We start from the raw sequence: 23,883 nt of genomic DNA on the forward strand, positions 1-23,883 counted from the left end.
GAAGTCAATCGGTTGCACGACCGAAACTTTCGGAGGCCTGTCATGAGATCCTCCGCACCATCCTTCCGGCGCCGTCTGGCGGCCCTGTGCGCCGGCGCCGCGGCCGTCGGTGCCCTGCTCACCGCCGGTTCCACGACCGCGCACGCGGCCGACGAACCGCTGCGCGACCTCGCCGCCGCCCAGGGCAAGGCCATGGGCACGGCCGTCACCGGCTCCAAGCTCACCGGCACCTACGGTGACATCGCGGGAGGGCAGTTCAACTGGCTCACCCCCGGCAACGCCATGAAGTGGGGCTCGGTCGAGCCGACCCAGGGGACCTTCAACTGGGCCGAGGCCGACCAGATCGTGGACTTCGCCGAGGCCCACGACCAGGAGGTGCGCGGCCACACCCTCGTCTGGCACAGCCAGAACCCGAGCTGGCTGACCAACGGCAGCTGGACGTCCGCCCAGCTCGCCACCCTGCTCCAGAACCACATCACCACCGAGGTCGACCGCTACGAGGGCCGCGTCGCCGCCTGGGACGTCGTCAACGAGCCTTTCAACGAGGACGGCACCTACCGCTCCACCCTCTGGTACAACGGCCTCGGCGCCGGCTACATCGCCGACGCCCTGACCTGGGCGCGGGCCGCCGACCCGGCCGCGAAGCTCTACATCAACGACTACAACGTCGAGGGCGTCAACGCGAAGTCCACCGCCCTGTACGACCTGGTCAAGTCGCTGAAGGAGCAGGGCGTCCCGATCGACGGCGTCGGCCTCCAGGCCCATCTGATCCTCGGCCAGGTGCCGTCCACCCTCCAGCAGAACATCCAGCGCTTCGCCGACCTCGGCGTCGACGTCGCGATCACCGAGCTGGACATCCGGATGACGTTGCCCTCCGACAGCGCCAAGCTCACCCAGCAGGCCGCCGACTACAAGGCTGTCATGAACGCCTGCCTGGCGGTGACCCGGTGCACCGGCGTCACGGTGTGGGGCTTCACCGACTCCGACTCCTGGATCCCGAGCACCTTCCCGGGGCAGGGCGCGGCGACGCCGTACGACGAGAACTTCGCGCCGAAACCGGCGTACTACGCGATCGTCGAGGCGCTCGGAGGCACCGTGACCGAGCCGCCGACGGGCGCGTGCACGGCGGCGTACAGCGTGACCAGCCAGTGGAACACCGGCTTCACGGGGCAGGTGCGGATCGCCTGCTCGGGGGCGGCGCTGTCGTCGTGGAAGGTGGACTGGACGTACGGGGCCGGGCAGCAGATCACGCAGGCGTGGAACGCGAACTGCACCCAGTCGGGGGCGGCGGTCACCTGTTCCAACGCCTCGTACAACGCGACGGTTCCCGACGGCGGTTCGGTGACGTTCGGCTTCAACGCGTCGTGGAGCGGGAGCAATCCGGTGCCCACGGTGACGCTGGGGTGAGCGGGCGCCGGGGGCTCGGGCCGCCCGGGTTCCGGGAAGTCTGAGAGTCTCCGAAGCAATCCCTCACAGTCCGCTCATAATCCAAACTTATGTTCCTCCCGTGACGGGACATGACGCGGACGCACACGGGCACGGACAGCGGGGCCGGCGGTCCAGAACGCTCAGGGCCGTCGGCCTCACCCTCGCGGTCACCCTCGTCCTGGGCGCCGCCGTGGCGGGCTGGGCGTACTGGCACCTCAACGACAACATCACGGGCGTCGACCTCGACACCGCGCTCGGCGACGACCGTCCCGCGCGCGCGGTGACCACCCCGTCCCCGTCCGGCACGGCCTCCGCCGCCCCGCTGCCCACCGGGGCCCTCAACATCCTGGTCCTCGGCTCCGACTCGCGCAGCGGAGCGGAGAACCAGGAGCTCGGCGGCGGCGACAGCACGGGCGCGCGCTCCGACACGGCGATGGTCGTCCACCTCGACGCCGGCCGCACCGGCGCCACCGTCGTCAGCATCCCGCGCGACACCCTCGTCACCCGCCCGTCCTGCCCGCTGGCGTCCGGCGGTTCGACGGCGGAGGCGTACGGCGTGATGTTCAACACCGCCTACGCGGTGGGCGGTCCGGTCTGCGCGGTCAAGACCGTGGAGTCGATGACGAACGTCCGCATGGACCACTTCGTCGAGGTCGGCTTCTCGGGGTTCGCGAAGCTCGTGGACGCGCTCGGCGGTGTGACCGTGACCACCGAGGAGGACATCGACGACGAGGACAGCCACCTGCACCTCGCGGCCGGGACCCACCGTCTCGACGGCACCCGGGCCCTCGCCCTGGCCCGCACCCGGCACGGCGTCGGCGACGGCAGCGACCTCGGCCGCATAGGCCTCCAGCAGACCCTGGTGAAGGCCCTGCTGGAACAGATCTCCGCCACCGACCTGCTCACCAGCCCCACCCGGCTCTACTCCGTCGCCGACGCGGCCACCGACGGACTCACCACCGACACCGGCCTGGACTCCCTCGCCGAGCTGATGGAACTCGCCCAGAGTCTGAAGGGCCTGTCGTCGGCACACGTCACGACCGTCACCCTGCCCGTGGCGACCGCGCCGACGGACCCCAACCGCGTGGTGCCACAGGAACCGGCGGCGACCGCCCTGTGGACATCACTCGACCAGACCTGAAAGCCCGCCCCCCATCCACCCCCGCCCGCGCCGCGATCCCCGCTGCGCTGACCGGCGTGAAGGGACGCGGGGAACTGCGCGACCAGCCACCCCGCCGCCGCGGCCCGCAGCGCACGGAATCACGCACCTCGTGCCCGGTTCCGGCGTCCGCGGCACCGCAGCGCACGGAACCACGCACCCCGTGCCCGGTTCCGGCGTCCCCGGCCCGGGGGCACGTCACCGCCTTCGGCGACCGACCGGCCGGCGCGGTCAGGAGCCGGAACCGCCCCCGGCGGCACCCGCGCCCCCGACCGGCCGCCCGATCAGCATCGTCGGCGCCCCCGCGACCCGCGTCAGGAACACCGTCGCCGCGTTCGGCCCCTGCGGCTTCACCTTCTTCCGCAGTTCCTCCGGCTCCACCGCCGACCCGCGCTTCTTCACCGTCAGGATCCCCACCCCCCGCTCCCGCAGCAGCGCCTTCAGCTTCTTGACGTTGAAGGGCAGCCGGTCGGTGATCTCGTAGGCGGTGGCGTACGGAGTGGGCCGCGCCTCGTCGGCGGTGACGTAGGCGATGGTCGCGTCGATCAGGCCGCCGTCCACCTCCCGGGCCACCTCGGCCACCAGGTGCGCCCGGATGACGGCGCCGTCGGGCTCGTAGAGGAAACGGCCGACGGGGCGGACGCCGGGGTCGGGCAGCCCGGTGCCGAGGAGCGTGCGCGGGCCGGGCAGCAGGGTGGCGCGGACGGCGCCCGGCGTGGTCCCGAACCACAGCACCGCCTCCTTCACGTCCCCGCCGTCCGAGATCCACTCGGCCTCCGCCCCGTCGGGTACCGCCTCGTGCGGGATGCCGGGGGCGACCTTCAGCGCGGCGTGCGGTGCCCGCAGGGCGGCCGAGACGGCCCAGGACAGGGGCGGTGAGTACGCCTCGGGGTCGAAGACGCGCCCACGCCCCCCGCGCCGCGCGGGGTCCACGAACACGGCGTCGTACCCGGCCGTGTCGACGTCCGTGACGTCGGCCTCCCGCACCTCGATCAGATCGCTCAGCCCCAGGGCCGCGGCGTTCTCCCGGGCGACCGCCGCGGTCAGCGGGTCGCGGTCCACGGCGAGGACCCGGATCCCGGCGCGGGCGAGCGCGACGGCGTCGCCGCCGATCCCGCAGCACAGGTCGGCGACGGAGGTGACGCCCAGTTCGCGCAGGCGCCCCGCGCGGTGGGCGGCGACCGGGGCGCGTGTGGACTGCTCGACCCCGTTGGGCGTGAAGAACATCCGCTCGGCGTCCCGCGCCCCGAACTTCGCCACCGCCCGCTGCCGCAGCCGCGCCTGCCCGAGGGCGGCCGAGACGAGTGCGGCGGGGTGGTCGCGGCGCAGCCGGGTGGCGACGGCGAGTTCGTCCGCGGGGGCGGTGTCGCGTACGGCGTCGAGGAGGGCGCGGCCCTCGGGGGTGAGGAGGGGGGCGAGGTCGTTCACCGGCTCATTGTGGGCCAGTCGGTGGACGGTGCGCGTCCGCCCGCGGGGTCGGACGGGGTGTCGGGCGGGGGCGGCGGGCCGGGGCTGCGAGGATCCGGCGCCATGGGATCAGTCGTACAAAACGATAAACAAGACGATAAAGGGGCGGTGCGGCGCATGAGGATCCGGGGCGGCATCGCCGTCCTCGCCCTGACCGCCATCGCCTCGGGCTGCGCTCAGGGCGGCTCGGGCACCGCCGGAAGCCGTCCCGCCGCCGGCCAGGAGGCCGGACAGGCACCGCCGGAGGGCGCCCTGCACGCCTACGCCGACAAGCTGCGCGCCGACCACGCGGCCCGGACCGCCGCGGCGGAGCGCTGGGGCCTGCGCAAGGTCCCCCTGACCGCGCCCGCGCCCCCCGCCCGGAAGCCGCACATCACCACCCGCGACGGCTTCGAGGTCAAGGGCCACGAGGACCTCGGGCTGCCGCCGGTCTTCACCCGCGTCCCCACCAAGGACAAGGTCGTCTTCCTCACCCTCGACGACGGCGCCGAGAAGGACCCGGCGTTCCTGCGCATGATGGCCGAGCTCCGGATCCCGTACACCGCCTTCCTCAGCGACTACCTGGTCAAGGAGGACTACGCCTACTTCGAAAGGATGAAGGCCGCGGGGGTCGGCCTGAACAACCACACCCTCCACCACCTCTACCTGCCGAGCCTGTCGTACAAGCGCCAGAAGCAGGAGATCTGCGGCATGCAGGACGTGATCGAGGAGCACTACGGCGAGCGCCCCGCCCTCTTCCGGCCGCCGTTCGGGAACTACAACCGGGCCACCCTGCGTGCCGCGAAGACCTGCGGCGTGCGGTACGTACCACTCTGGAGCGAGGAGGTCTTCGTCGACCGCTGGGAGTACCGCGAGTGGGACCGCGACCTCCACCCCGGCGACATCGTCCTGAGCCACTTCCGCGGCCGGGACGACTGGAAGGGCACCATGCCCGACATGATCCGCCGGTTCCTGAACAAGGTCACGGAGAAGGGATACGCGGTGGCACGCCTGGAGGACTACCTGTGAGAACGCGGGGGCTGCTGGCCGTACTGCTGATCCTGGCGACCCTGACCGGCTGCGCCCAGTCCGTCGACCCGATCGAACGGCTGGGCAAGAAGGCGGCGGAACGGGTCCGCCCGCACGGCCCGGACGCCGGACCGCCCCACCGCCGCTGGGGCCTGACGGCCCCCCTGGCCCCCGCCCCCACCCGCCCGTCCCGCCCTTCCGGGCCCCTGTCCGGCAGCCCCGGCGGTACGGCCCTCCCGCCGGTCGTCGACCACGTCCCGACCCGCGACAGGGTCGTCTTCCTCACCTACGACGACGGTGCCGAACGCGACCCCCGCTTCGTCGACATGGTCCGCGACCTGCGCCTCCCGGTCACCATGTTCCTCACGGACAGCGTGGTCGGCCCCGGCTACGGGCACTTCGCCCGCCTCCGCGCCGTCGGCGCGGGCCTGCAGAACCACACCCTCGACCACGCCGCCCTGCGCGGCCTGCCGTACACCGGCCAGCGCGCCGAGATCTGCGGCCAGCAGGAGAAGCTCCACGCCCGCTTCGGCGTCCGCCCCCGCCTGTTCCGCCCGCCCTACGGCACGTACGACACCACGACCCTGCGCGCCGCGGCGGACTGCGGCATCACGGCGGTCGTCCTCTGGCGCGCCGCCATGGGCCCCGCCGACCTCACCTACACCCGCGGCACCCACCGCCTCCGTCCCGGCGACATCATCGCCGTGGACCCGGACGAGTCCCTGGGCCCGACCCTGCGCGAGCGCACGACCCGCCTGCTGCGCCGGATCCAGGAACAGGGTCTGACGGTGGCGCGGCTGGAGGACTACGGGTGACGGACTATGTGTGACGGACTACCGGTGACGCCGGGGGAGTTCAGCGGGTCCACACCTGCGCGGCGAGCACCAGCAACACCCCTCCCACCACCGCCTGCGCCGCCCCGGTGACGGGATACCCCTTCCGGTACAGCACGACGGCGCTGCCGAGCGCGGCCACCCCGGCCACGCCGAGGTGGACCAGCAGGGCCGTCGGACGCCCGCTCATCACCAGGATCACGGCGATCAGATACCCGCAGGCGACCTCCACCGGCACCAGAAGCGCCGCCAGGCAGCAGCCGGCGGAGACGGAGGAACGGGGACTCATGGCGGAACGGTACGAGATGCGGCCCGTCCGGCGATCGGCAATCGAGAACGAGGCCCGGTGATCGGCAATCGAGAACGAGGCCCGTTCAGGCCGGCAGCGGGGTCCGGTACCCGTCGGCAGCGGGGTCCGGCACCGGAAGGCCAAGGGGTCCGGCACCGGCCGGCAGCGGCGGTCCGGCACCGGCCGCCGGGGACGCTCACGCCACCGAAAGTCGCGCCGCGCCCCGCCGGATTGGCACTCCGCTTGACCGAGTGCTAATCGCGGTCATAGTCTCAGCTCTGGCACTCCCCCCAGGAGAGTGCCAACAAAGCGACGGGCAGGTCCGGCACCCGCGACGACGGATCGACCTGGTCGCCACCTCAGACAGTTAACCCCGTGAGATCTCCGAAGGGGGAGGTCGGATCGTGACGACCGCCAGCTCCAAGGTTGCCATCAAGCCGCTCGAGGACCGCATCGTGGTCCAGCCGCTCGACGCCGAGCAGACCACGGCCTCTGGCCTGGTCATCCCGGACACCGCGAAGGAGAAGCCCCAGGAGGGCGCCGTCCTCGCCGTGGGCCCGGGCCGCTTCGAGAACGGCGAGCGCCTGCCGCTCGACGTCCAGGTCGGCGACGTCGTCCTGTACAGCAAGTACGGCGGCACCGAGGTGAAGTACAACGGCGAGGAGTACCTCGTCCTCTCGGCTCGCGACGTCCTCGCGATCATCGAGAAGTAGTTCACCCGAGCACATTTGATGCTTGAAGCTGCGCCCCTGGCCCCCGCGACCACTTGAGAAGCCGGGCGCCCGGGGCGCAGTGTCTTTCTCACCCACAGATTTCCGAGAGGGCTCCCGCTGTCATGGCGAAGATCCTGAAGTTCGACGAGGACGCCCGTCGCGCCCTCGAGCGCGGCGTCAACAAGCTGGCCGACACGGTCAAGGTGACGATCGGCCCCAAGGGCCGCAACGTCGTCATCGACAAGAAGTTCGGTGCCCCCACCATCACCAACGACGGTGTCACGATCGCCCGCGAGGTCGAGATCGAGGACCCGTACGAGAACCTCGGCGCGCAGCTGGTGAAGGAGGTGGCGACCAAGACCAACGACATCGCGGGTGACGGTACGACCACCGCCACCGTGCTCGCCCAGGCGCTGGTGCGCGAGGGCCTGAAGAACGTCGCCGCCGGCGCCTCCCCCGCGCTGCTGAAGAAGGGCATCGACGCCGCGGTCAAGGCCGTCTCCGACGACCTGCTCGCCTCGGCCCGCCCGATCGACGAGAAGTCCGACATCGCCGCCGTGGCCGCGCTGTCCGCCCAGGACCAGCAGGTCGGCGAGCTCATCGCCGAGGCCATGGACAAGGTCGGCAAGGACGGTGTCATCACCGTCGAGGAGTCCAACACCTTCGGTCTGGAGCTGGACTTCACCGAGGGCATGGCCTTCGACAAGGGCTACCTGTCGCCGTACTTCGTGACGGACCAGGAGCGCATGGAGGCCGTCCTGGAGGACCCGTACATCCTCATCAACCAGGGCAAGATCTCCTCCATCGCCGACCTGCTGCCGCTGCTGGAGAAGGTCATCCAGACCAACTCCTCCCGGCCGCTGCTGATCATCGCGGAGGACGTCGAGGGCGAGGCCCTGTCGACCCTGGTCGTGAACAAGATCCGCGGCACCTTCAACGCGGTCGCGGTCAAGGCCCCGGGCTTCGGTGACCGCCGCAAGGCGATGCTGCAGGACCTGGCGGTCCTCACCGGCGCCACCGTCATCTCCGAGGAGGTCGGCCTCAAGCTCGACCAGGTCGGCGTCGACGTGCTCGGCTCCGCCCGCCGCGTCACCGTCACCAAGGACGACACCACGGTCGTCGACGGTGCCGGCAACGCCGAGGACGTCACGGGCCGCGTCGCCCAGATCAAGGCCGAGATCGAGAACACGGACTCCGACTGGGACCGCGAGAAGCTCCAGGAGCGCCTCGCGAAGCTGGCCGGCGGCGTGTGCGTGATCAAGGTCGGCGCCGCCACCGAGGTGGAGCTGAAGGAGAAGAAGCACCGTCTGGAGGACGCCATCTCCGCGACCCGTGCCGCGGTCGAGGAGGGCATCGTCTCCGGTGGTGGCTCCGCGCTGGTCCACGCCGTCAAGGTCCTCGAGGGCAACCTCGACAAGACCGGCGACGAGGCCACCGGCGTCTCCGTCGTCCGCCGCGCCGCCGTCGAGCCGCTGCGCTGGATCGCCGAGAACGCCGGCCTCGAGGGCTACGTCATCGTCTCCAAGGTCGCCGAGCTGGAGAAGGGCAACGGCTACAACGCCGCCACCGGCGAGTACGGCGACCTGGTCAAGGCCGGCGTCATCGACCCGGTCAAGGTCACCCGCTCCGCCCTGGAGAACGCCGCCTCCATCGCCTCCCTCCTCCTCACGACCGAGACCCTGGTCGTCGAGAAGAAGGAAGAGGAAGAGCCGGCCGCCGCGGGCCACGGCCACGGCCACTCCCACTGACACACGTCAGCACTGACACACGTCAGCACTGACACACGTCAGCACCGAGGCCCGGCGTCCCTTTCGAGGGCGCCGGGCCTTCGCGTCGCCGCCACGCACTCGGCTCCGGGCGCAACCGGCCGAGCACCTTGCTCAGCCGGCCGGGCGACGCGGACGAGGGCCCCGTACCCGGTCAGTCGGGTACGGAGCCCCGGTGGAACCTCGCGGGCTACCGCCCGAGTACCCCCAACTGCTCCAGCAGACCCGCCCGGTCGTACTGCCACCACGCCTCGCAGATCATCCCGCCCCGGAAGCGGTGCCAGGTCATGCCGGTCATGGCGACCTCCTGCCCGGTGGCCGGGATGCCCAGGAAGTCGCCCTTGTGGCGGCCGGTGAACGTCCAGCGCGTGCACACCGTGTCGTCCTCGGCCGTCTGGCCGTCGACCCGCATCGAGAAGTCGAAGGCCCGCCGCCAGCCGAGGACCTCCTCGCGCGCCGCCCGCAGCCCGGTGTCCTGCGGATTGGCGGGGTCGTGATCGACGTAGTCGTCCGTGAGCCGCTCCAGCAGGCGGTCGACGGGGGTCCGGCCGAGGTCCTCGAAGTACTCCCGCGCGACCTTCCGGTTGAGCTGCTCGTCCCGCACCACCTCGAGATCGGTGAAGGTGGGCATCTCGTCGCACAGGGCCACCATGTCCTGGAAGATCCGGTCGGTCTCCGGGAGGTTCGAGTTCCGCATCGCCTCCTCGTACGACGGGAACTCCACGATCTCGATGAGGTGCGACGCGTCCGAGCGGTCCTTGGCGACCAGCGCGTGCGTCGCGGTCCGCTTCCCCTTGGTCTGCTCGACCCATGTGTCCAGCAGCCGGTTCATCTCGTCGAACCGGCTCGTCCTGCAGTCGATGAGCTGTACGAACGTCATGACGCCGCCTCCGGCCCCCCTGGGTCCGGTTGTGTCACGCCCATTTTCCCACCGGAGCGCCGACGTCACCCGGCCGCCACCGGCGGCCGGCCCCGCTCCCTACTGGGGGCCGTACTTGCGCCCGGTCCGCGAGCTGACCCCGCCGAGCAGGCCCCTCGGGACCACCTTCACCAAGCCCATCAGCGCCTTGTACCGCGGGTCCGGGATCGACACCGACTTGCCGCGCGCCAGGTCGTGCAGCGCCGCCGTCACCAGCTTGTCCGCGTCCAGCCACATCCAGTTCGGGATGTTGTCCGTCCCCATCCCGGCGCGCTCGTGGAACTCGGTCCGTACGAAGCCCGGGCACAGCGCCATGAGCCGCACCCCGCTGCCGGCCAGGTCCTTGGCGGCACCCTGCGTGAACTGCACGACCCACGCCTTGGACGCGCCGTACGTGCCGCGGGGGAGGAAGGCGGCCACCGAGGCGACGTTGACGACGCCCCCGCGCCCGCGCTCCCGCATCGCCGTGGTCGCCGCCGAGGTCAGCCGCAGCACCGCCTCGCAGTGCACCTTGAGCATCCTCAGCTCGTCGGCCATCGGTACGTCGAGATAGCGGCCCTTGTTGCCGAAGCCCGCGTTGTTGACGAGCAGGTCGACGGGGTTCCTGCGGTCGCCGAGCCGGTCGGCCACCACCTCGATGCCCTTGTCCTCGGCCAGGTCGGCGGTGAGTACCTCCGCCTCGATGCCGTGCCGGTCGTGCAACTCGGTCGCCTGCTCGCGCAGCCGCCCGGTGTCCCGGGCGACGAGCACGAGGTCGTGCCCGTCCGCCGCCAGCCGTCGCGCGAACGCGGCGCCGATGCCCGCGGTCGAACCTGTGATCAGAGCCGTTGTCATGGCAGAAGGGTAGTGACCCGGACCGGCACACTCCGCTCTCTGCACGGCGCCTCCCGAAGGTGAAGGCCCCGTGCGCACGCCCCCTGCCGGCGCCCCGTGCGCGCGCCCCGGCGGCGGGCCCGTGCGCGCCGGTGACACCCGCGCCCCATCCCCGACGACATCCGCGCCCCGTCCCCGACGACACTCGCGCCCCTTCCCCGGTGAAGCCCGTGCGTCCACCGGGTGACGCCCGCGCGCAGGCCGGGTGACGCCCACGGGTACGCCCGGTGGCGACGGCACGTACGCCGGGCCGCGGCGGCATGTACTCCGCGTGGCGGCGGCATGTGCTCCGGGTGGCGCCCGCACCCGGACCCGGTGACGTCCGCGCGCAGACCGGGTGACGTTACGGGTACGCCCGGTGACTACGGCGCGTCCGTCGGGCCGCGGCGACATGTACTCCGGGTGGCGCTCGCACCCGGACCCGGTGGCGACGGCACGCAGGCCGGGTGACGCCCACGGGTACGCCCGGTGGCGACGGCACGCAGGGCAGGTGGCGCCCGCGGGTACGCCCGGTGGCGACGGCACGCAGGGCAGGTGGCGCCCCCGCGCACGTCCGGTGGCGACGGCTCAGGCGCCGTGTTCGGCGACGTACTTCCGGGCCGCCGTCAGCGTCTCGGAGTGCAGGGCCTCGCCCGCGGCCAGCAGGCGCGGCAGCAGTTCCCGGTGCGTGGTGACGGCCTGGAACTGCATGCGGGCCGTCACCGCGTGCTCCGGCAGGTGGACGATCTCGACGGCGTCCCCCGCGCGGATCTCGCCCGGCACGATCACCCGCAGGTACGCCCCCGTCGCGGCCTTCTGCGTGAACCGCTTCACCCAGCCCCGCTCACCCATGTGCCGCTGGAAGGTGAGGCAGGGAATGCGCCCGGAGGTCACCTCCAGCACCACCTCGGAGCCGACGCGCCAGCGCTCGCCGATCCTCGCGCCGGAGACGTCCAGACCGGTGAGGGTGAGGTTCTCGCCGAACGCGCCGTTTGCCAGGGTGCGCCCCAGCTCGCGCTCCCAGTCGTCGAGGTCCTCGCGGGCGACGGCGTACACCGCCTGGTCGTCCCCGCCGTGATGTTGCCAGTTGCACACCGCGTCCCCCGCGAGCCCGCTGCCCGCCGCACCGTTCGGCCCGGGCGCCGCCACCCGCACCGGCCCCTCCACCGGCCGCTTGTCGATGCCGGTGACGCCCCCCGCGTGATCCGTGGACGTCACGCGCGCCGGCGGGCACAGATTCACGGACAGAAGCCTCATGGCCGCACGGTAAGCGAGCCACCGTCAAAGTGTCGACGCGTTATCCACCGCGATACCCAAGGCACCCTTATGCGTGCGGGTATCCTGAAAGGGTGATCGAGGCCCGTCACCTCCGTGTGCTGCGCGCCGTGGCCGCCACCGGCTCCTTCTCCGCGGCGGGACGCGAGCTGGGCTGCACACAGCCCGCCGTCAGCCAGCAGATGAAGGCCCTGGAGGCGTCCGTCGGCACGCCCCTGCTGGTGCGCAGGGGCCGCGAAATGCGTCTGACCCAGGCCGGTCAGGCTCTCGTACGGCACGCCGCCGGCATCCTCGCGGGGCTCACCGCCGCCGAGGAGGAGGTCGCCGCCATCGCCGGACTGCGGGCCGGCCGGGTCCGTCTCGTCTCCTTCCCCAGCGGCAGCTCCACCCTCGTCCCGACCGCCCTCGCCGCCCTGCGCGCCGCGCACCCCGGCACCCGCGTCTCCCTGGAGGAAGCCGAGCCGCCCGAGTCCGTCGACAAGCTGCGCGCCGGCGACTGCGACGTCGCCCTCGCCTTCCGCTACGAGGACGCGCCGGGCGCCGAGGAGTGGGCGGACCTGGTCGTCCGCCCGCTGCTGACGGACCGGCTCGTCGCCCTCCTCCCGGAACGCCACCGGCTCGCCGACGCCGGGTCCCTCGACATCGGCGAACTCGCCGGGGAGCCGTGGATCGCCGGCTGCCCGCGCTGCCGGGGCCAGCTGGTGGAGGTCTGCGAGGGGGCCGGCTTCACTCCCCGTATCGACTTCGCCACGGACGACTACCCGGCGGTGGCCGGTCTGGTGGGCGCGGGCCTCGGCGTCGCCGTCCTGCCACAGCTCGCGATCGAGTCCGTACGGCCCCGTGGGGCGCGCGCGGTGACGCTGGAACCGGTGGTACGGCGGGAGATCGTCGCCCTCACGCTCCCCGATCTGGCGCAGGTGCCGGCGGTGGCGGCGACGCTGGAGCAGTTGGGCCGGGCGGCCGCGCGGGGACAGGGGCGGTAGCGGTCTCGGAGCGATAGCGGTCTCGGGGCGGTAGCGGTCTCGGGGCGGTAGCGGTCACAGGGACGGGCGGCGGTCACAGGGCGGGGCGGTGGTCAGGAAGACGCGAGAGGCCCCCCATGGCCCCCAGGCGCGGAGGCGAACTTAGGCGCGGGAGCGGTCTCGGGTGCCGCCGGCGGCGGTGGGACAACGGATGCAGGCACGCGTGGACCCAGCCCCCCGACGCGTGCAGAAACGTTCCTTCAGCTGTTCTGGGCGGTGTCACCACCCGTCGACGCCGACACCAGGCGGTGGCGCGCCCGGCCCATGAGCTCCTCGCGTTCGTCCTCGGTCAGCCCGCCCCACACGCCGTACGGCTCTCTCACCGCCAGGGCGTGTGCCGCGCACTGGGCGCGGACCGGGCACCTCATGCAGACCTCCTTGGCCGAGTTCTCGCGAGCGCTCCGCGCCGCCCCGCGTTCGCCCTCCGGATGGAAGAAGAGCGAACTGTCCACCCCGCGGCAGGCAGCCAGGAGCTGCCAGTCCCACAGGTCCGCGTTCGGTCCGGGAAGGCGGGAGAAATCTGCCATTGTGTGACCCCTTGTAGCCGTTTCGAGCGGATACGGTGCCCACGACCGTACAACTACGATCTAAGGAGATGAAAATATGACTCATTGCGAATCTAGCCTCAGACACCAGTAAATGGGAAGAAATAGGGCTAAACGGGGCATCGGTTGTGATGAAAGCTTGAGGGTCCGCGCGGCTGCCTCCGCCGTGTCCGCCCCCTCACGTAGAGTGCCGAAGAATGCACGCAGCCCCGTAACTCTTTCGAGTGACCGTCGTTGAGAGTGCGGAGGCGGTTGAAAACCCCAACGCTCGGGCAGGCGTCCGAGACGGTCGACCGCACAGGTGACGATTCGTACCAGCCTGGAGGCACAAGGTGACGCGCATCAGCTGCGGAGGGCGGCCATGACTTCCGTCCTCGTCTGCGACGACTCCCCGCTTGCCCGAGAGGCGCTCCGCCGCGCGGTCGCGACCGTGCCCGGCGTCGAGCGCGTGACGACGGCGGCCAACGGCGAGGAAGTCCTCCGCCGCTGGGGCGCCGACCGCTCGGACCTGATTCTGATGGACGTGCGCATGCCCGGACTGGGAGGCGTGGAGACCGTACGTCGGCTGCTGTCCGCCGACCCCGGCGCGCGCATCATCATGCTGACCGTCGCCGAGGACCTCGACGGCGTCGCGCTCGCGGTCGCCGCCGGTGCCCGCGGCTACCTGCACAAGGACGCCTCGCGCGCCGAACTGCGCGCGACCGTCACCCAAGCCCTCGCCGACCCGACCTGGCGGCTCGCCCCGCGCCGGCTGCGCTCCGCCGAGATGGGTGCCGCGCCCACGCTCACGGCGCGTGAGATCCAGGTCCTGGAGGGCATGAGCCACGGCCGCTCCAACGCCGAGATCGGCCGCGAGCTGTTCCTCTCCGAGGACACCGTCAAGACCCACGCCCGCCGGCTGTTCAAGAAGCTCGGTGCCTCCGACCGCGCGCACGCCGTGGCGCTCGGCTTCCGCTGGGGACTGGTCCGCTGACCCGGCCGGCCCCCTCCGGAGCCGGCCGGTGCCGCCGCCGACGACGGGCGTGGGGCACCGTCGATGCCTCCGCGCGACCCTGTTCGACGCGAACCTGTTCGAGCGGAGGGGGCGCGCAGAGACGGACGGGTCCGGGGCGACCGTAGTGACCGGGACGACTTCCGTGGCCAGGGCGGCCGGAGCGGGCTGGGCGGCCAGGGCGACTGAAGCGACGGCACGACGGGCGCGCTCCACCTCCCCGGCACCCCCCACCGCACCGGCCCGGGCGCTGCCCCCATGGCCATGCGCCGCCGACGCGGGCGGCGGGACCCAGGACGCGTCCCGCCGACCGTGTGCCCGCGCCGTCGACACCGCCCGTGGCGCTTCCGTTCACCGCGCTCCCGCAGACCGCGCTCCCGCAGGCCGCACTTCCGTACGCCGCACTTCCGTACGCCGCGCTTTCGGCCGCCGCGCTTTCGGCCGCGGCGCTTCCGGTCGCCGGACTTCCGTACGCGGCGCCTCCGGTCGCGGCGCGCGGGACACCCTCGCCCGTCGGACGGCGGCCGATCCGTCACACGGACCGGCGGCGGAGGGTCGGGCGCGGGGGCCGGCGGCGGAGGGTCGGGCGCGGGGGCCGGTGGTGGAGGGTCGGGCGCGGGGGCCGGTGGTGGAGCTTCGGGCGCGCGGACCGGCGGCGGAGGATCAGGCGCCCGGACCGGCGGGAGAACCGGTACGCGGAGCGGCGGACAGGCTGGTGGACGGGCGTCGCACAGCGCTTCGCCGGGTGCCCGCTGCTCGTTTCGCCGCGGATGCCGCATCCTTGAGGTGTGGAGTTCCTCGGGGACGAGTCGGTCGAGCGGAAGGGGAGGGCGCAAGGGATGAGTTCCGGCGCACCTGCTCATAACGCTTCGGTGCACAACGACGGACGTGGTGCCGCGGACCGTAAGGCCGCAGGGCACCATGGACCGATGCGCGATGACGAGGCGGTCCGTGCCCAAGGGGCGATCGGCGCTCTCGTGCATCGCGCCGTCGACGGAGACGAGCAGGCAACCCACGACCTGCTCGCCCACGTCCACCCCCTGGCGCTGCGCTACTGCCGCACCCGGCTGTCCCGGCTGCCCGGCGACGCGCGCCACTTCGTGGAGGACCTCGCCCAGGAGGTCTGCGTGGCCGTCCTGCTGGCCCTGCCGCGCTACAAGGACACCGGCCGTCCCTTCGAGGCCTTCGTCTTCGCCATCGCCGCCCACAAGGTCGCCGACCTCCAGCGCGCGGCGATGCGCCACCCCGGCTCGACGGCGGTCCCGTCCGACGAGATGCCCGAGCGGCCGGACGACTCCCTGGGGCCGGAAGAGCGGGCCCTGCTCAGCAGCGACGCCGAATGGGCCAAGAAACTGCTGGCCAACCTGCCGGAGAACCAGCGGGAGCTGCTCCTGCTGCGCATCGCGGTGGGCCTCACGGCCGAGGAGACCGGTCAGATGTTGGGAATGTCACCCGGGGCCGTCCGGGTGGCCCAGCACCGCGCGCTGAGCAGACTGCGGGCGCTCGCGGAGCAGTAGTCCCCCGGCCGAGGGCACAGCAGAACTCCCCTGGCCAGGGGCGCCTCGGAACACCAGGCGCCACGAGGGCGTCGTACGAACATACGAAGCTCGGGGTCGTCGTAGGCCGTGGAATCGTGGAATGCGGGAGGTGCGCTTCCCGTTAGCATGGACATCCGCACCGAGCAAGGCCATTTGGGGAAGGTGTCATGACTGCCAACGTCGACGGAGTGCCCGACAAATTCGCGACCCTCGGGCTGACCTACGACGACGTGCTGCTGCTGCCGGGCCCGTCGGACATGGCTCCCGACGAGATCGACACCGCCTCGTACGTCTCCAAGAACGTGCGGGTCAACATCCCGCTCCTGTCCGCCGCCATGGACAAGGTCACCGAGTCGCGCATGGCGATCGCGATGGCCCGCCAGGGTGGCGTCGGTGTTCTGCACCGCAACCTCTCCATCGAGGACCAGGCCAACCAGGTCGACCTCGTCAAGCGCTCCGAGTCCGGCATGGTGGCCAACCCGATCACCATCCACCCGGACGCCACGCTCGCCGAGGCCGACGCGCTGTGCGCCAAGTTCCGCATCAGCGGCGTCCCCGTCACCGACGGCGCCGGCAAGCTCCTCGGCATCGTCACCAACCGCGACATGGCCTTCGAGAACGACCGCACGCGCCGGGTGCGCGAGGTCATGACGCCGATGCCGCTGGTCACCGGCAAGGTCGGCATCTCCGGCACGGACGCCATGGAGCTGCTGCGCAAGCACAAGATCGAGAAGCTTCCGCTGGTCGACGACGAGGGCGTCCTCAAGGGTCTGATCACGGTCAAGGACTTCGTCAAGGCCGAGAAGTACCCGCGCGCCGCCAAGGACGCCGAGGGCCGCCTCCTGGTCGGTGCCGCGGTCGGCGTGGCCGGTGACGCCTTCGAACGCGCCCAGGCGCTGATCGAGGCGGGCGTCGACTTCATCGTCGTCGACACCGCGCACGGCCACTCCCGCCTGGTCGGCGACATGATCGCCAAGATCAAGTCGAACTCCTCCGGCGTCGACGTCATCGGCGGCAACATCGCCACCCGTGACGGCGCCAAGGCCCTCGTCGACGCGGGCGCCGACGGCATCAAGGTCGGCGTCGGCCCCGGCTCCATCTGTACGACCCGGGTGGTCGCCGGCATCGGCGTCCCCCAGGTCACCGCCATCTACGAGGCCTCGCTCGCCGCCAAGGAGGCCGGCATCCCGGTCATCGGCGACGGCGGCCTCCAGTACTCCGGTGACATCGCCAAGGCCCTCGTCGCGGGCGCCGACACCGTGATGCTGGGCTCGCTCCTCGCGGGCTGCGAGGAGTCCCCCGGCGAGCTGCTCTTCATCAACGGCAAGCAGTTCAAGTCGTACCGCGGCATGGGCTCCCTCGGCGCCATGCAGACCCGCGGCGACCGCCGCTCGTTCTCCAAGGACCGCTACTTCCAGGAGGGCGTCGCCTCCGACGAGCAGCTGATCCCCGAGGGCATCGAGGGTCAGGTGCCCTACCGTGGCCCGCTGTCCTCCGTCGTCCACCAGCTGGTCGGCGGCCTGCGCCAGTCGATGTTCTACGTCGGCGGCCGGACCGTGCCGGACCTCCAGGCGAACGGCCGGTTCGTCCGGATCACCTCGGCGGGTCTGAAGGAGAGCCACCCGCACGACATCCAGATGACGGTCGAGGCGCCGAACTACAGCGCCAAGAGGTGACCGAAGTGGCCCCCACGCGCGCGTGAGGACCGCACAGGGGCGGCTCCGGAACTCCGGGGCCGCCCTTGTCGTACCCGTCGGCGATACTGGACAACGCTGAAACGCATCAGGGAAAGGCCACAGACGTGACTGAGATCGAGATCGGGCGCGGCAAGCGCGGCCGCCGGGCGTACGCCTTCGACGACATCGCCGTCGTCCCCAGCCGCCGTACGCGGGACCCGAAGGAGGTCTCGATCGCCTGGCAGATCGACGCCTACCGCTTCGAGCTGCCGTTCCTGGCCGCTCCCATGGACTCGGTCGTCTCCCCGGCCACCGCGATCCGCATCGGTGAGCTCGGCGGCCTCGGCGTGCTGAACCTCGAAGGCCTGTGGACGCGGTACGAGGACCCGCAGCCGCTGCTGGACGAGATCGTCGGACTGGACGCGGAGACCGCGACGCGCCGGCTCCAGGAGATCTACGCCGCTCCCATCCAGGAGGAGCTGATCGGCCGGCGTATCAAGGAGGTGCGCGACTCGGGCGTGGTCACCGCGGCCGCGCTGTCCCCGCAGCGCACGGCGCAGTTCTCCAAGGCGGTCGTGGACGCCGGCGTGGACATCTTCGTCATCCGCGGCACGACCGTGTCGGCGGAGCACGTGTCGGGGGCGCACGAGCCGCTGAACCTGAAGCAGTTCATCTACGAGCTCGACGTCCCGGTGATCGTCGGCGGCTGCGCCACCTACACGGCGGCCCTGCACCTCATGCGCACCGGCGCGGCCGGTGTCCTCGTCGGGTTCGGCGGCGGCGCCGCGCACACCACGCGCAACGTCCTCGGCATCCAGGTGCCCATGGCCACGGCCGTGGCGGACGTGGCGGCCGCCCGCCGCGACTACATGGACGAGTCCGGCGGCCGGTACGTGCACGTGATCGCGGACGGTGGCGTCGGCTGGTCCGGCGACCTGCCCAAGGCGATCGCCTGTGGCGCGGACGCGGTGATGATGGGCTCCCCGCTCGCCCGCGCGACCGACGCGCCGGGCCGCGGCCACCACTGGGGCATGGAGGCCGTCAACGAGGAACTGCCGCGCGGCAAGAAGGTCGACCTCGGCACGGTCGGCACCGTCGAGGAGGTCCTCACCGGCCCCTCGTCGTGTGTACGGGGGCGGGACGGGGCCGGGGGCGCGTGGTGTGGCGTGGGGGCGCGCGGTTGCCTTCGGCGGTGGAATCGGCTGGTCAGGGGGTCGCGGACGGTAGCGTCCTGGTCGGCGCCCCAGTTGTGTGGGGTGCCCCCTTCCAAGGACATGGTCCGGACCCCGCCCTCGGGGCCCGGCCCGATTCCGTACGTGTCGTCCACCGGGCCACTGGGCGGCGTCGTGGAAGGGGGCGCCCATGGGACGCCACCGCAAGCCCACCCGCTGGGACCGACTCCGTCTGTGGACGGTGAAGTGCCGGAGGAGGTGGATCTTGCGCATCTTCGGATGGTGAGCGGCCGCCCCCACACCAACTAGGGGCGGACACTCCGTGATCCATCCAGGAGCCTGCCGCAGTGGCCCCTGCGGTGGGCTCCACCTGTTTTCGGATGGTGAGCGGCCGCCCCCAAACACAGTAGGGGCGGACGCTCCGTGATCCATCCAGGAGCCTGCCGCAGTGGCCGCTGCGGTGGGCTCCACCCGCTTCGTACGGTACCGGCGTGCCCCGGCCCACGCCACCGACCCCGGAGTCAGCCGACGTCCCGCGCGCCCCGCTTCACAACCGGTGCGCCGCCCCCGTGGGCGTCGCCCCCCGCGTGTCCAGCAGCAGCTGGGCCTTCACCGACAGGCCCTGGAGGTCGTAGGTGCGGTGCTGCTGGAGCAGGATCGTGAGGTCGGCGTCGGCGGCGGCCTCGTAGAGGGATTCGGCGCGGGGGACCGGGCGGTCCAGGACGCTCCAGGACGGTACGTGGGGGTCGTGGTAGCTGACCGCGGCGCCGAGCTCCGTGAGGCGGAGCGCGATCTCGCGCGCGGGGGTGCCCTGGAGGTCGGCGAGGTCGGGCTTGTAGGTGACGCCGAGGAGGAGGATCCGGGCGCCGCGGGCGGACTTGCCGTGCTCGTTGAGGAGGGCGGCGGCGCGCTGGACGACGTAGCGGGGCATGCGGTTGTTGACCTGCTGGGCGAGTTCGACCATGCGCAGGGTGCGGCCGTCGGGGTGGCCGGTGCGGTCGAGGGGGACGGAGTGGCCGCCGACGCCCGGGCCGGGGCGGAAGGCCTGGAAGCCGAAGGGCTTGGTCTCGGCGCAGCGGATGACGTCCCACAGGTCGACGCCCAGGTCGTGACAGAGGACGGCCATCTCGTTGACGAGGGCCATGTTGACGTGGCGGAAGTTGGTCTCCAGCAGGTGCACGGTCTCGGCCTCCCGCAGGCCGCGCGCGCGGACCACCTTGTCCGTGAGGCGGCCGTAGAAGGCGGCGGCGGACTCGGTGCAGGCGGGGGTGAGGCCGCCGATGACCTTCGGTGTGGTGGCGGGGGTGAAGTCGCGGCTGCCGGGGGCGACCCGGCTGGGGGAGTACGCCAGGTGGAAGTCACGTCCGGCGCGCAGGCCGGACGTGACTTCCAGGAGCGGGCGCAGGAATTCCTCCGTGGTCCCGGGGTACACGGCCGACTCCAGGATCACGGTGGTGTGCGGACGCAGGTGCCCGGCGAGGGTGCGGGCGGCCGCCTCCACCTGGCTCAGGTCGAGTCCGCCGTCCGCGTCGCGGGGGGTGGGCGCGCAGATGACGGCGGTGCGCACCCGGCCCAGCTCGGCGGGGTTGCTGGCGGGCCGGAAACCCCCCGAGAGCATCCGGCGCAGTTCGGCGGGGCTGAGCGAGCCCGCCTCGGGGCCGGTGCGGTAGCCGAGCGTGGGGATGCCGGCGGCCACGGCGGCCTGGGCCAGGGGCAGGCCGAGCGGTCCGAGTCCGATGACGGCGAGATCTGCGGGCATGGCGTGGGCGTCCTTCCCAATAACCGAAGCGGGACAGGCGCGCAAGCCCTGTGGACAGGACAGGCGAGCTCAATGTCACACTAGGAGTAAATATGACCGTTATGCGGGATTGACCGGCTGTGTTGATCCATCGAGTTGTCCCGCGCGCCCGCACGGGTTCCCCGAGTGTTGTCCACAGGCTGGGGGCGAGTGGTGGCTGGAGTGGCGCAACACGGTCAGAATTTGGGCAGGGGGGTACGGACCGGGCCTCGCCCTGAGCGGTGCGGCCGACGTGACCGACAGTGGGAGGCAGCGGTGAGGACAGCGGCACTGGGGCCGGTACAGCGAGCCGAGTCACTGGCGGCCATGGCCGAGCGTGAACTGGACGTCCTGGTCGTCGGAGGCGGCGTGGTCGGTGCGGGCACCGCGCTGGACGCCGTCACGCGCGGCCTGTCCACGGGCCTCGTCGAAGCCCGCGACTGGGCATCGGGCACGTCGAGCCGGTCCAGCAAACTGATACACGGCGGCCTGCGCTACCTGGAGATGCTCGATTTCGCCCTCGTCCGCGAGGCGCTGAAGGAGCGCGGCCTGCTGCTGGAGCGGCTGGCCCCGCACCTGGTCAAGCCGGTTCCCTTCCTGTACCCGCTCCAGCACAAGGGCTGGGAGCGCCTGTACGCCGGGTCGGGCGTCGCGCTCTACGACGCGATGTCCCTGGCCCGAGGCCACGGCCGAGGCCTGCCCGCGCACCGTCACCTGACCCGGGGTCACGCCCTGCGCGTCGCCCCGGCCCTGAAGAGGGACGCGCTGGTCGGCGCGTTGCAGTACTACGACGCCCAGATGGACGACGCCCGCTTCGTCGCCGTGCTGGTGCGCACGGCGGCGGCGTACGGCGCGAAGGCGGCCAACCGCGCGCGGGTGACGGGTTTCCTGCGCGAGGGCGAACGGGTCGTGGGGGCCCGGGTGCGGGACGTCGAAGGCGGCGGGGAGTACGAGATCCGCGCCCGGCAGGTCGTCAACGCCACGGGCGTGTGGACCGACGACACCCAGGCGATGGTGGGGGAGCGGGGGCAGTTCCACGTCCGCGCCTCCAAGGGCATCCACCTCGTCGTGCCCAAGGACCGCATCCACTCCTCGACCGGGCTGATCCTGCGCACCGAGAAGTCCGTGCTGTTCGTCATCCCCTGGGGGCGGCACTGGATCATCGGCACCACCGACACCGACTGGGACCTCGACAAGGCCCACCCGGCCGCCTCCAGCGCGGACATCGACTACCTGCTGGAGCACGTGAACTCCGTCCTCGCGGTGCCGCTCACCCGTGATGACGTCGAGGGCGTCTACGCCGGTCTGCGGCCGCTGCTCGCGGGCGAGTCGGACGCCACCAGCAAGCTGTCCCGCGAGCACACCGTCGCCCACCCGGTGCCGGGGCTCGTCGTCGTGGCCGGCGGCAAGTACACGACGTACCGGGTGATGGCCAAGGACGCCGTCGACGAGGCCGTGCACGGACTCGACCTGCGCGTCGCCGAATGCGTCACCGAGGACGTGCCGCTGCTGGGCGCGGAGGGCTACCGGGCGCTGTGGAACGCGCGGGCGCGCATCGCCGAGCGGACCGGCCTGCACGTGGTGCGGGTCGAGCATCTGCTGAACCGGTACGGCACGCTGGCGGAGGAACTCCTCGACCTCATCGCCGGGGACCCCTCCCTGGGGGATCCGCTCCAGGCCGCCGACGACTACCTGCGCGCCGAGATCGTCTACGCCGCCTCGCACGAAGGGGCGCGGCACCTGGACGACGTGCTCACCCGGCGCACCCGGATCTCCATCGAGACCTTCGACCGGGGCACGCTCAGCGCCCGTGAGACGGCCGGACTGATGGCGCCGGTCCTCGGCTGGGACAAGGACCAGATCGAGCGCGAGGTCCGGCACTACGAGAAGCGGGTGGAGGCCGAACGGGAGTCGCAGCGGCAGCCCGACGACCTGACGGCGGACGCGGCGCGGCTGGGGGCGCCGGACATCGTGCCGTTGTAGGCATCGGGCCGGTCAGGGGGCGCCCGGTCCGACCGGACCTGACCAGGCCTCCCTGGCCTGGTCAGGGGTGATCACGCCTGGTCGGGCGAGGTCCGGCCTGACCAGGCCTCCCTGACCAGGCCTCGCTGACCAGGTCTCCCTGACCAGGCCTCCCTGGCCGGATCCCCTGCCGGGCCCCTGGGTGCGGACCCGTCCGGCCGTTTCACCCGAACGGGTGTCGCGGGTCGGGATCCTTGTTCGGAACCGGCTCGTTCTATGAGGTGCGAGGGCAGAACTCGGCGGCGAGCAGGGCCGGTTCGAGGTCGGGGTCCGCCAGCGCCGTCGTGTTCACGCGGAAGGTGAGGACATGCCGGCCGTCGACGGTGGCCGCGGTGCGCACGTAGCTGCCGGATATGCGGCCGTTGTGCCCCCACACGGTCACGCCGCACGGAAGCGTCGCGGGGAACAGGCCCATGCCGTACGAGCCGTGTGCGGTGCGGGTGTCGAGCATCTCGCGCAGCCAGCGCGGAGTGAGCAGGTCGCCGCCCAGCAGGGCCGCGTAGAAGCGGTCCAGGTCGGTGAGGGTCGTCACCAGCTCGCCCGCGGCTCCGGCCGTCCGCGGGTCGAGTTCGGTGACGTCGGCCCCGTCCGTGTCGTAGGCGCGGCCGTGCGGGGAGGGCAGTGAGGTGCGGGAACCGGGGAAGGAGGTGCCGTCGAGATCCAGCGGGCCGATGATGCGCCGCTCGGCCTCCGCGGCGTACGAACGGCCGGTGACCTGTTCGACGACCAGGCCGAGCAGGACGTAGTTGGTGTTGGAGTAGGCGAAGCGGCCGCGGTCGGCCGGAGGGTGGGTGAGCGCGATACGGACGGCTTGGACAGCGGTGACGGGGACGGCGGCCTCGGTGTCCCGGATGTAGTCGTACAGGCCGCTGGTGTGGGTGAGCAGGGAACGCAGGGTCAGCGCGCGCCCGTCGTTGCCGGCTCCCCGCACCAGGCCGGGCAGGTACCGCTCCACCGGGTCGGACAGCGACAGCCGGCTCTCGGAGGCCAGTTGGAGGACGACGGTGGCGATGAACGTCTTGGTGATGCTGCCGGCCCGGAAGTGGTCGGAGCGGGCGATGCCGGGGCCGGCCTCGGCGTAGCGGGTGTCGGCGCCCTCGAGGGCCAGCAGGGCCGCGGCCGGAACCTTGCCCCGGGTCAGCAGCTGAGGGAGGAGGGGATCCGTGGGCGGAGGAGCGGAGGCGAGGGAACCGGCCGTGGTCAGGGCGAAGAGCACCAGGGCCATGGGCACGGCCGGCAGACGCCGCAGCGGAGGTGTCACGGGGGCCTCGTCCTCCTTCGGCGCGCTTCACAGCCCTTGCTCGCGCCCATCATCCAGGGCTCCCGGGCGGACACCTCACCGGGTCCCCGTCATCCGGAGCGGGCGCTTCCGGCCTCCCGTCCGGCCGGGCCGGGCCCGCCCCGGCCGGTGTTCGGCGCGGGCCGGCGGCA

Annotated in this window: 19 protein-coding genes and 1 pseudogene; 12 read left to right on the top strand and 8 right to left on the bottom strand. The window is 72.1% G+C overall.

Features of this window, described 5'->3' with window-relative positions; all coding sequences use genetic code 11:
* The first annotated feature begins 42 nt into the window (after positions 1-42).
* Both ACIP67_RS13730 and ACIP67_RS13735 read left to right on the top strand, forming a co-directional pair.
* Complete coding sequence (locus ACIP67_RS13730; protein WP_401691467.1) at positions 43-1,407, top strand: endo-1,4-beta-xylanase; 1,365 nt, start codon at positions 43-45, stop codon at positions 1,405-1,407.
* A gap of 100 nt (positions 1,408-1,507) precedes the next feature.
* On the top strand, positions 1,508-2,569 hold the full coding sequence (locus tag ACIP67_RS13735; protein WP_401691469.1) for an LCP family protein: 1,062 nt from the start codon (positions 1,508-1,510) through the stop codon (positions 2,567-2,569).
* A 249-nt stretch (positions 2,570-2,818) separates the two neighbouring features.
* On the opposite strand, the gene ACIP67_RS13740 is transcribed toward ACIP67_RS13735, so the two are convergent.
* Positions 2,819-4,015: a methyltransferase domain-containing protein gene (locus ACIP67_RS13740; protein WP_401691471.1), complete on the bottom strand. Its 1,197-nt coding sequence runs from the start codon at positions 4,013-4,015 to the stop codon at positions 2,819-2,821.
* 156 nt (positions 4,016-4,171) lie between these two features.
* Between ACIP67_RS13740 and ACIP67_RS13745 the strand changes: the two genes are divergently transcribed.
* Both ACIP67_RS13745 and ACIP67_RS13750 read left to right on the top strand, forming a co-directional pair.
* Positions 4,172-5,062, top strand: a complete 891-nt coding sequence (locus tag ACIP67_RS13745) for a polysaccharide deacetylase family protein (protein WP_401691473.1) — start codon at positions 4,172-4,174, stop codon at positions 5,060-5,062.
* The gene (locus ACIP67_RS13750; protein WP_401691475.1) at positions 5,059-5,877 is read left to right on the top strand and encodes a polysaccharide deacetylase family protein; all 819 of its coding nucleotides are present in this window, start codon (positions 5,059-5,061) and stop codon (positions 5,875-5,877) included. Before ACIP67_RS13745 ends, ACIP67_RS13750 begins: the two co-directional genes overlap by 4 nt.
* A gap of 40 nt (positions 5,878-5,917) precedes the next feature.
* Here ACIP67_RS13750 and ACIP67_RS13755 read toward each other — a convergent pair whose 3' ends face one another.
* Positions 5,918-6,184, bottom strand: a complete 267-nt coding sequence (locus ACIP67_RS13755) for a hypothetical protein (RefSeq protein ID WP_401691477.1) — start codon at positions 6,182-6,184, stop codon at positions 5,918-5,920.
* Positions 6,185-6,588: 404 nt separating this feature from the next.
* Here ACIP67_RS13755 and groES point away from each other — a divergent pair, with 404 nt between their 5' ends.
* A complete protein-coding gene (gene groES / locus ACIP67_RS13760; protein WP_385066786.1) occupies positions 6,589-6,897 on the top strand; it encodes a co-chaperone GroES in 309 nt (102 codons plus the stop codon).
* Positions 6,898-7,019: 122 nt separating this feature from the next.
* Positions 7,020-8,645: a chaperonin GroEL gene (gene groL / locus ACIP67_RS13765; protein ID WP_389513373.1), complete on the top strand. Its 1,626-nt coding sequence runs from the start codon at positions 7,020-7,022 to the stop codon at positions 8,643-8,645.
* 208 nt (positions 8,646-8,853) lie between these two features.
* On the opposite strand, the gene ACIP67_RS13770 is transcribed toward groL, so the two are convergent.
* The 3 genes from ACIP67_RS13770 to ACIP67_RS13780 form a co-directional block, all read right to left on the bottom strand.
* A complete protein-coding gene (locus tag ACIP67_RS13770) occupies positions 8,854-9,543 on the bottom strand; it encodes an ester cyclase (protein WP_401691479.1) in 690 nt (229 codons plus the stop codon).
* Between the two features lie 99 nt (positions 9,544-9,642).
* A complete protein-coding gene (locus tag ACIP67_RS13775; protein ID WP_389513377.1) occupies positions 9,643-10,416 on the bottom strand; it encodes an SDR family NAD(P)-dependent oxidoreductase in 774 nt (257 codons plus the stop codon).
* A gap of 606 nt (positions 10,417-11,022) precedes the next feature.
* Positions 11,023-11,691 (bottom strand): MOSC domain-containing protein, encoded by a 669-nt coding sequence (locus ACIP67_RS13780; RefSeq protein WP_401691482.1) that lies wholly within the window; start codon positions 11,689-11,691, stop codon positions 11,023-11,025.
* Positions 11,692-11,783: 92 nt separating this feature from the next.
* On the opposite strand from ACIP67_RS13780, the gene ACIP67_RS13785 reads away from it, so the two are divergent.
* Entirely contained in the window at positions 11,784-12,692 is a 909-nt protein-coding gene (locus tag ACIP67_RS13785) for a LysR family transcriptional regulator (RefSeq protein ID WP_401691484.1), read from the top strand.
* 239 nt (positions 12,693-12,931) lie between these two features.
* Here the strand turns inward: ACIP67_RS13785 and ACIP67_RS13790 are convergent, their stop codons facing one another.
* Positions 12,932-13,258 carry a WhiB family transcriptional regulator gene (locus ACIP67_RS13790; RefSeq protein ID WP_385079366.1) on the bottom strand — a complete coding sequence of 109 codons (327 nt, stop codon included), beginning with the start codon at positions 13,256-13,258 and terminating at the stop codon, positions 12,932-12,934.
* Between the two features lie 379 nt (positions 13,259-13,637).
* Between ACIP67_RS13790 and ACIP67_RS13795 the strand changes: the two genes are divergently transcribed.
* The 4 genes and pseudogenes from ACIP67_RS13795 to ACIP67_RS13810 all read left to right on the top strand — a co-directional run.
* Positions 13,638-14,249 carry a response regulator transcription factor gene (locus tag ACIP67_RS13795; protein ID WP_003948568.1) on the top strand — a complete coding sequence of 204 codons (612 nt, stop codon included), beginning with the start codon at positions 13,638-13,640 and terminating at the stop codon, positions 14,247-14,249.
* A 947-nt stretch (positions 14,250-15,196) separates the two neighbouring features.
* A complete protein-coding gene (locus ACIP67_RS13800) occupies positions 15,197-15,784 on the top strand; it encodes a sigma-70 family RNA polymerase sigma factor (protein ID WP_385079369.1) in 588 nt (195 codons plus the stop codon).
* Between the two features lie 188 nt (positions 15,785-15,972).
* The gene (gene guaB / locus ACIP67_RS13805) at positions 15,973-17,481 is read left to right on the top strand and encodes an IMP dehydrogenase (RefSeq protein ID WP_389513388.1); all 1,509 of its coding nucleotides are present in this window, start codon (positions 15,973-15,975) and stop codon (positions 17,479-17,481) included.
* A gap of 125 nt (positions 17,482-17,606) precedes the next feature.
* Positions 17,607-18,638 (top strand): annotated as a pseudogene (locus tag ACIP67_RS13810) (GuaB3 family IMP dehydrogenase-related protein); the annotation flags it as partial.
* 562 nt (positions 18,639-19,200) lie between these two features.
* Here ACIP67_RS13810 and ACIP67_RS13815 read toward each other — a convergent pair.
* Positions 19,201-20,412 (bottom strand): nucleotide sugar dehydrogenase, encoded by a 1,212-nt coding sequence (locus ACIP67_RS13815; protein ID WP_401691487.1) that lies wholly within the window; start codon positions 20,410-20,412, stop codon positions 19,201-19,203.
* A gap of 294 nt (positions 20,413-20,706) precedes the next feature.
* On the opposite strand from ACIP67_RS13815, the gene ACIP67_RS13820 reads away from it, so the two are divergent.
* Entirely contained in the window at positions 20,707-22,413 is a 1,707-nt protein-coding gene (locus ACIP67_RS13820) for a glycerol-3-phosphate dehydrogenase/oxidase (protein WP_401691489.1), read from the top strand.
* Between the two features lie 253 nt (positions 22,414-22,666).
* Here ACIP67_RS13820 and ACIP67_RS13825 read toward each other — a convergent pair whose 3' ends face one another.
* Entirely contained in the window at positions 22,667-23,677 is a 1,011-nt protein-coding gene (locus ACIP67_RS13825) for a serine hydrolase domain-containing protein (RefSeq protein WP_401691589.1), read from the bottom strand.
* Between the last annotated feature and the right edge of the window lie 206 nt (positions 23,678-23,883).

The organism is Streptomyces sp. NPDC088812, from assembly GCF_044750285.1.
Classification (GTDB): Bacteria; Actinomycetota; Actinomycetes; order Streptomycetales; family Streptomycetaceae; genus Streptomyces.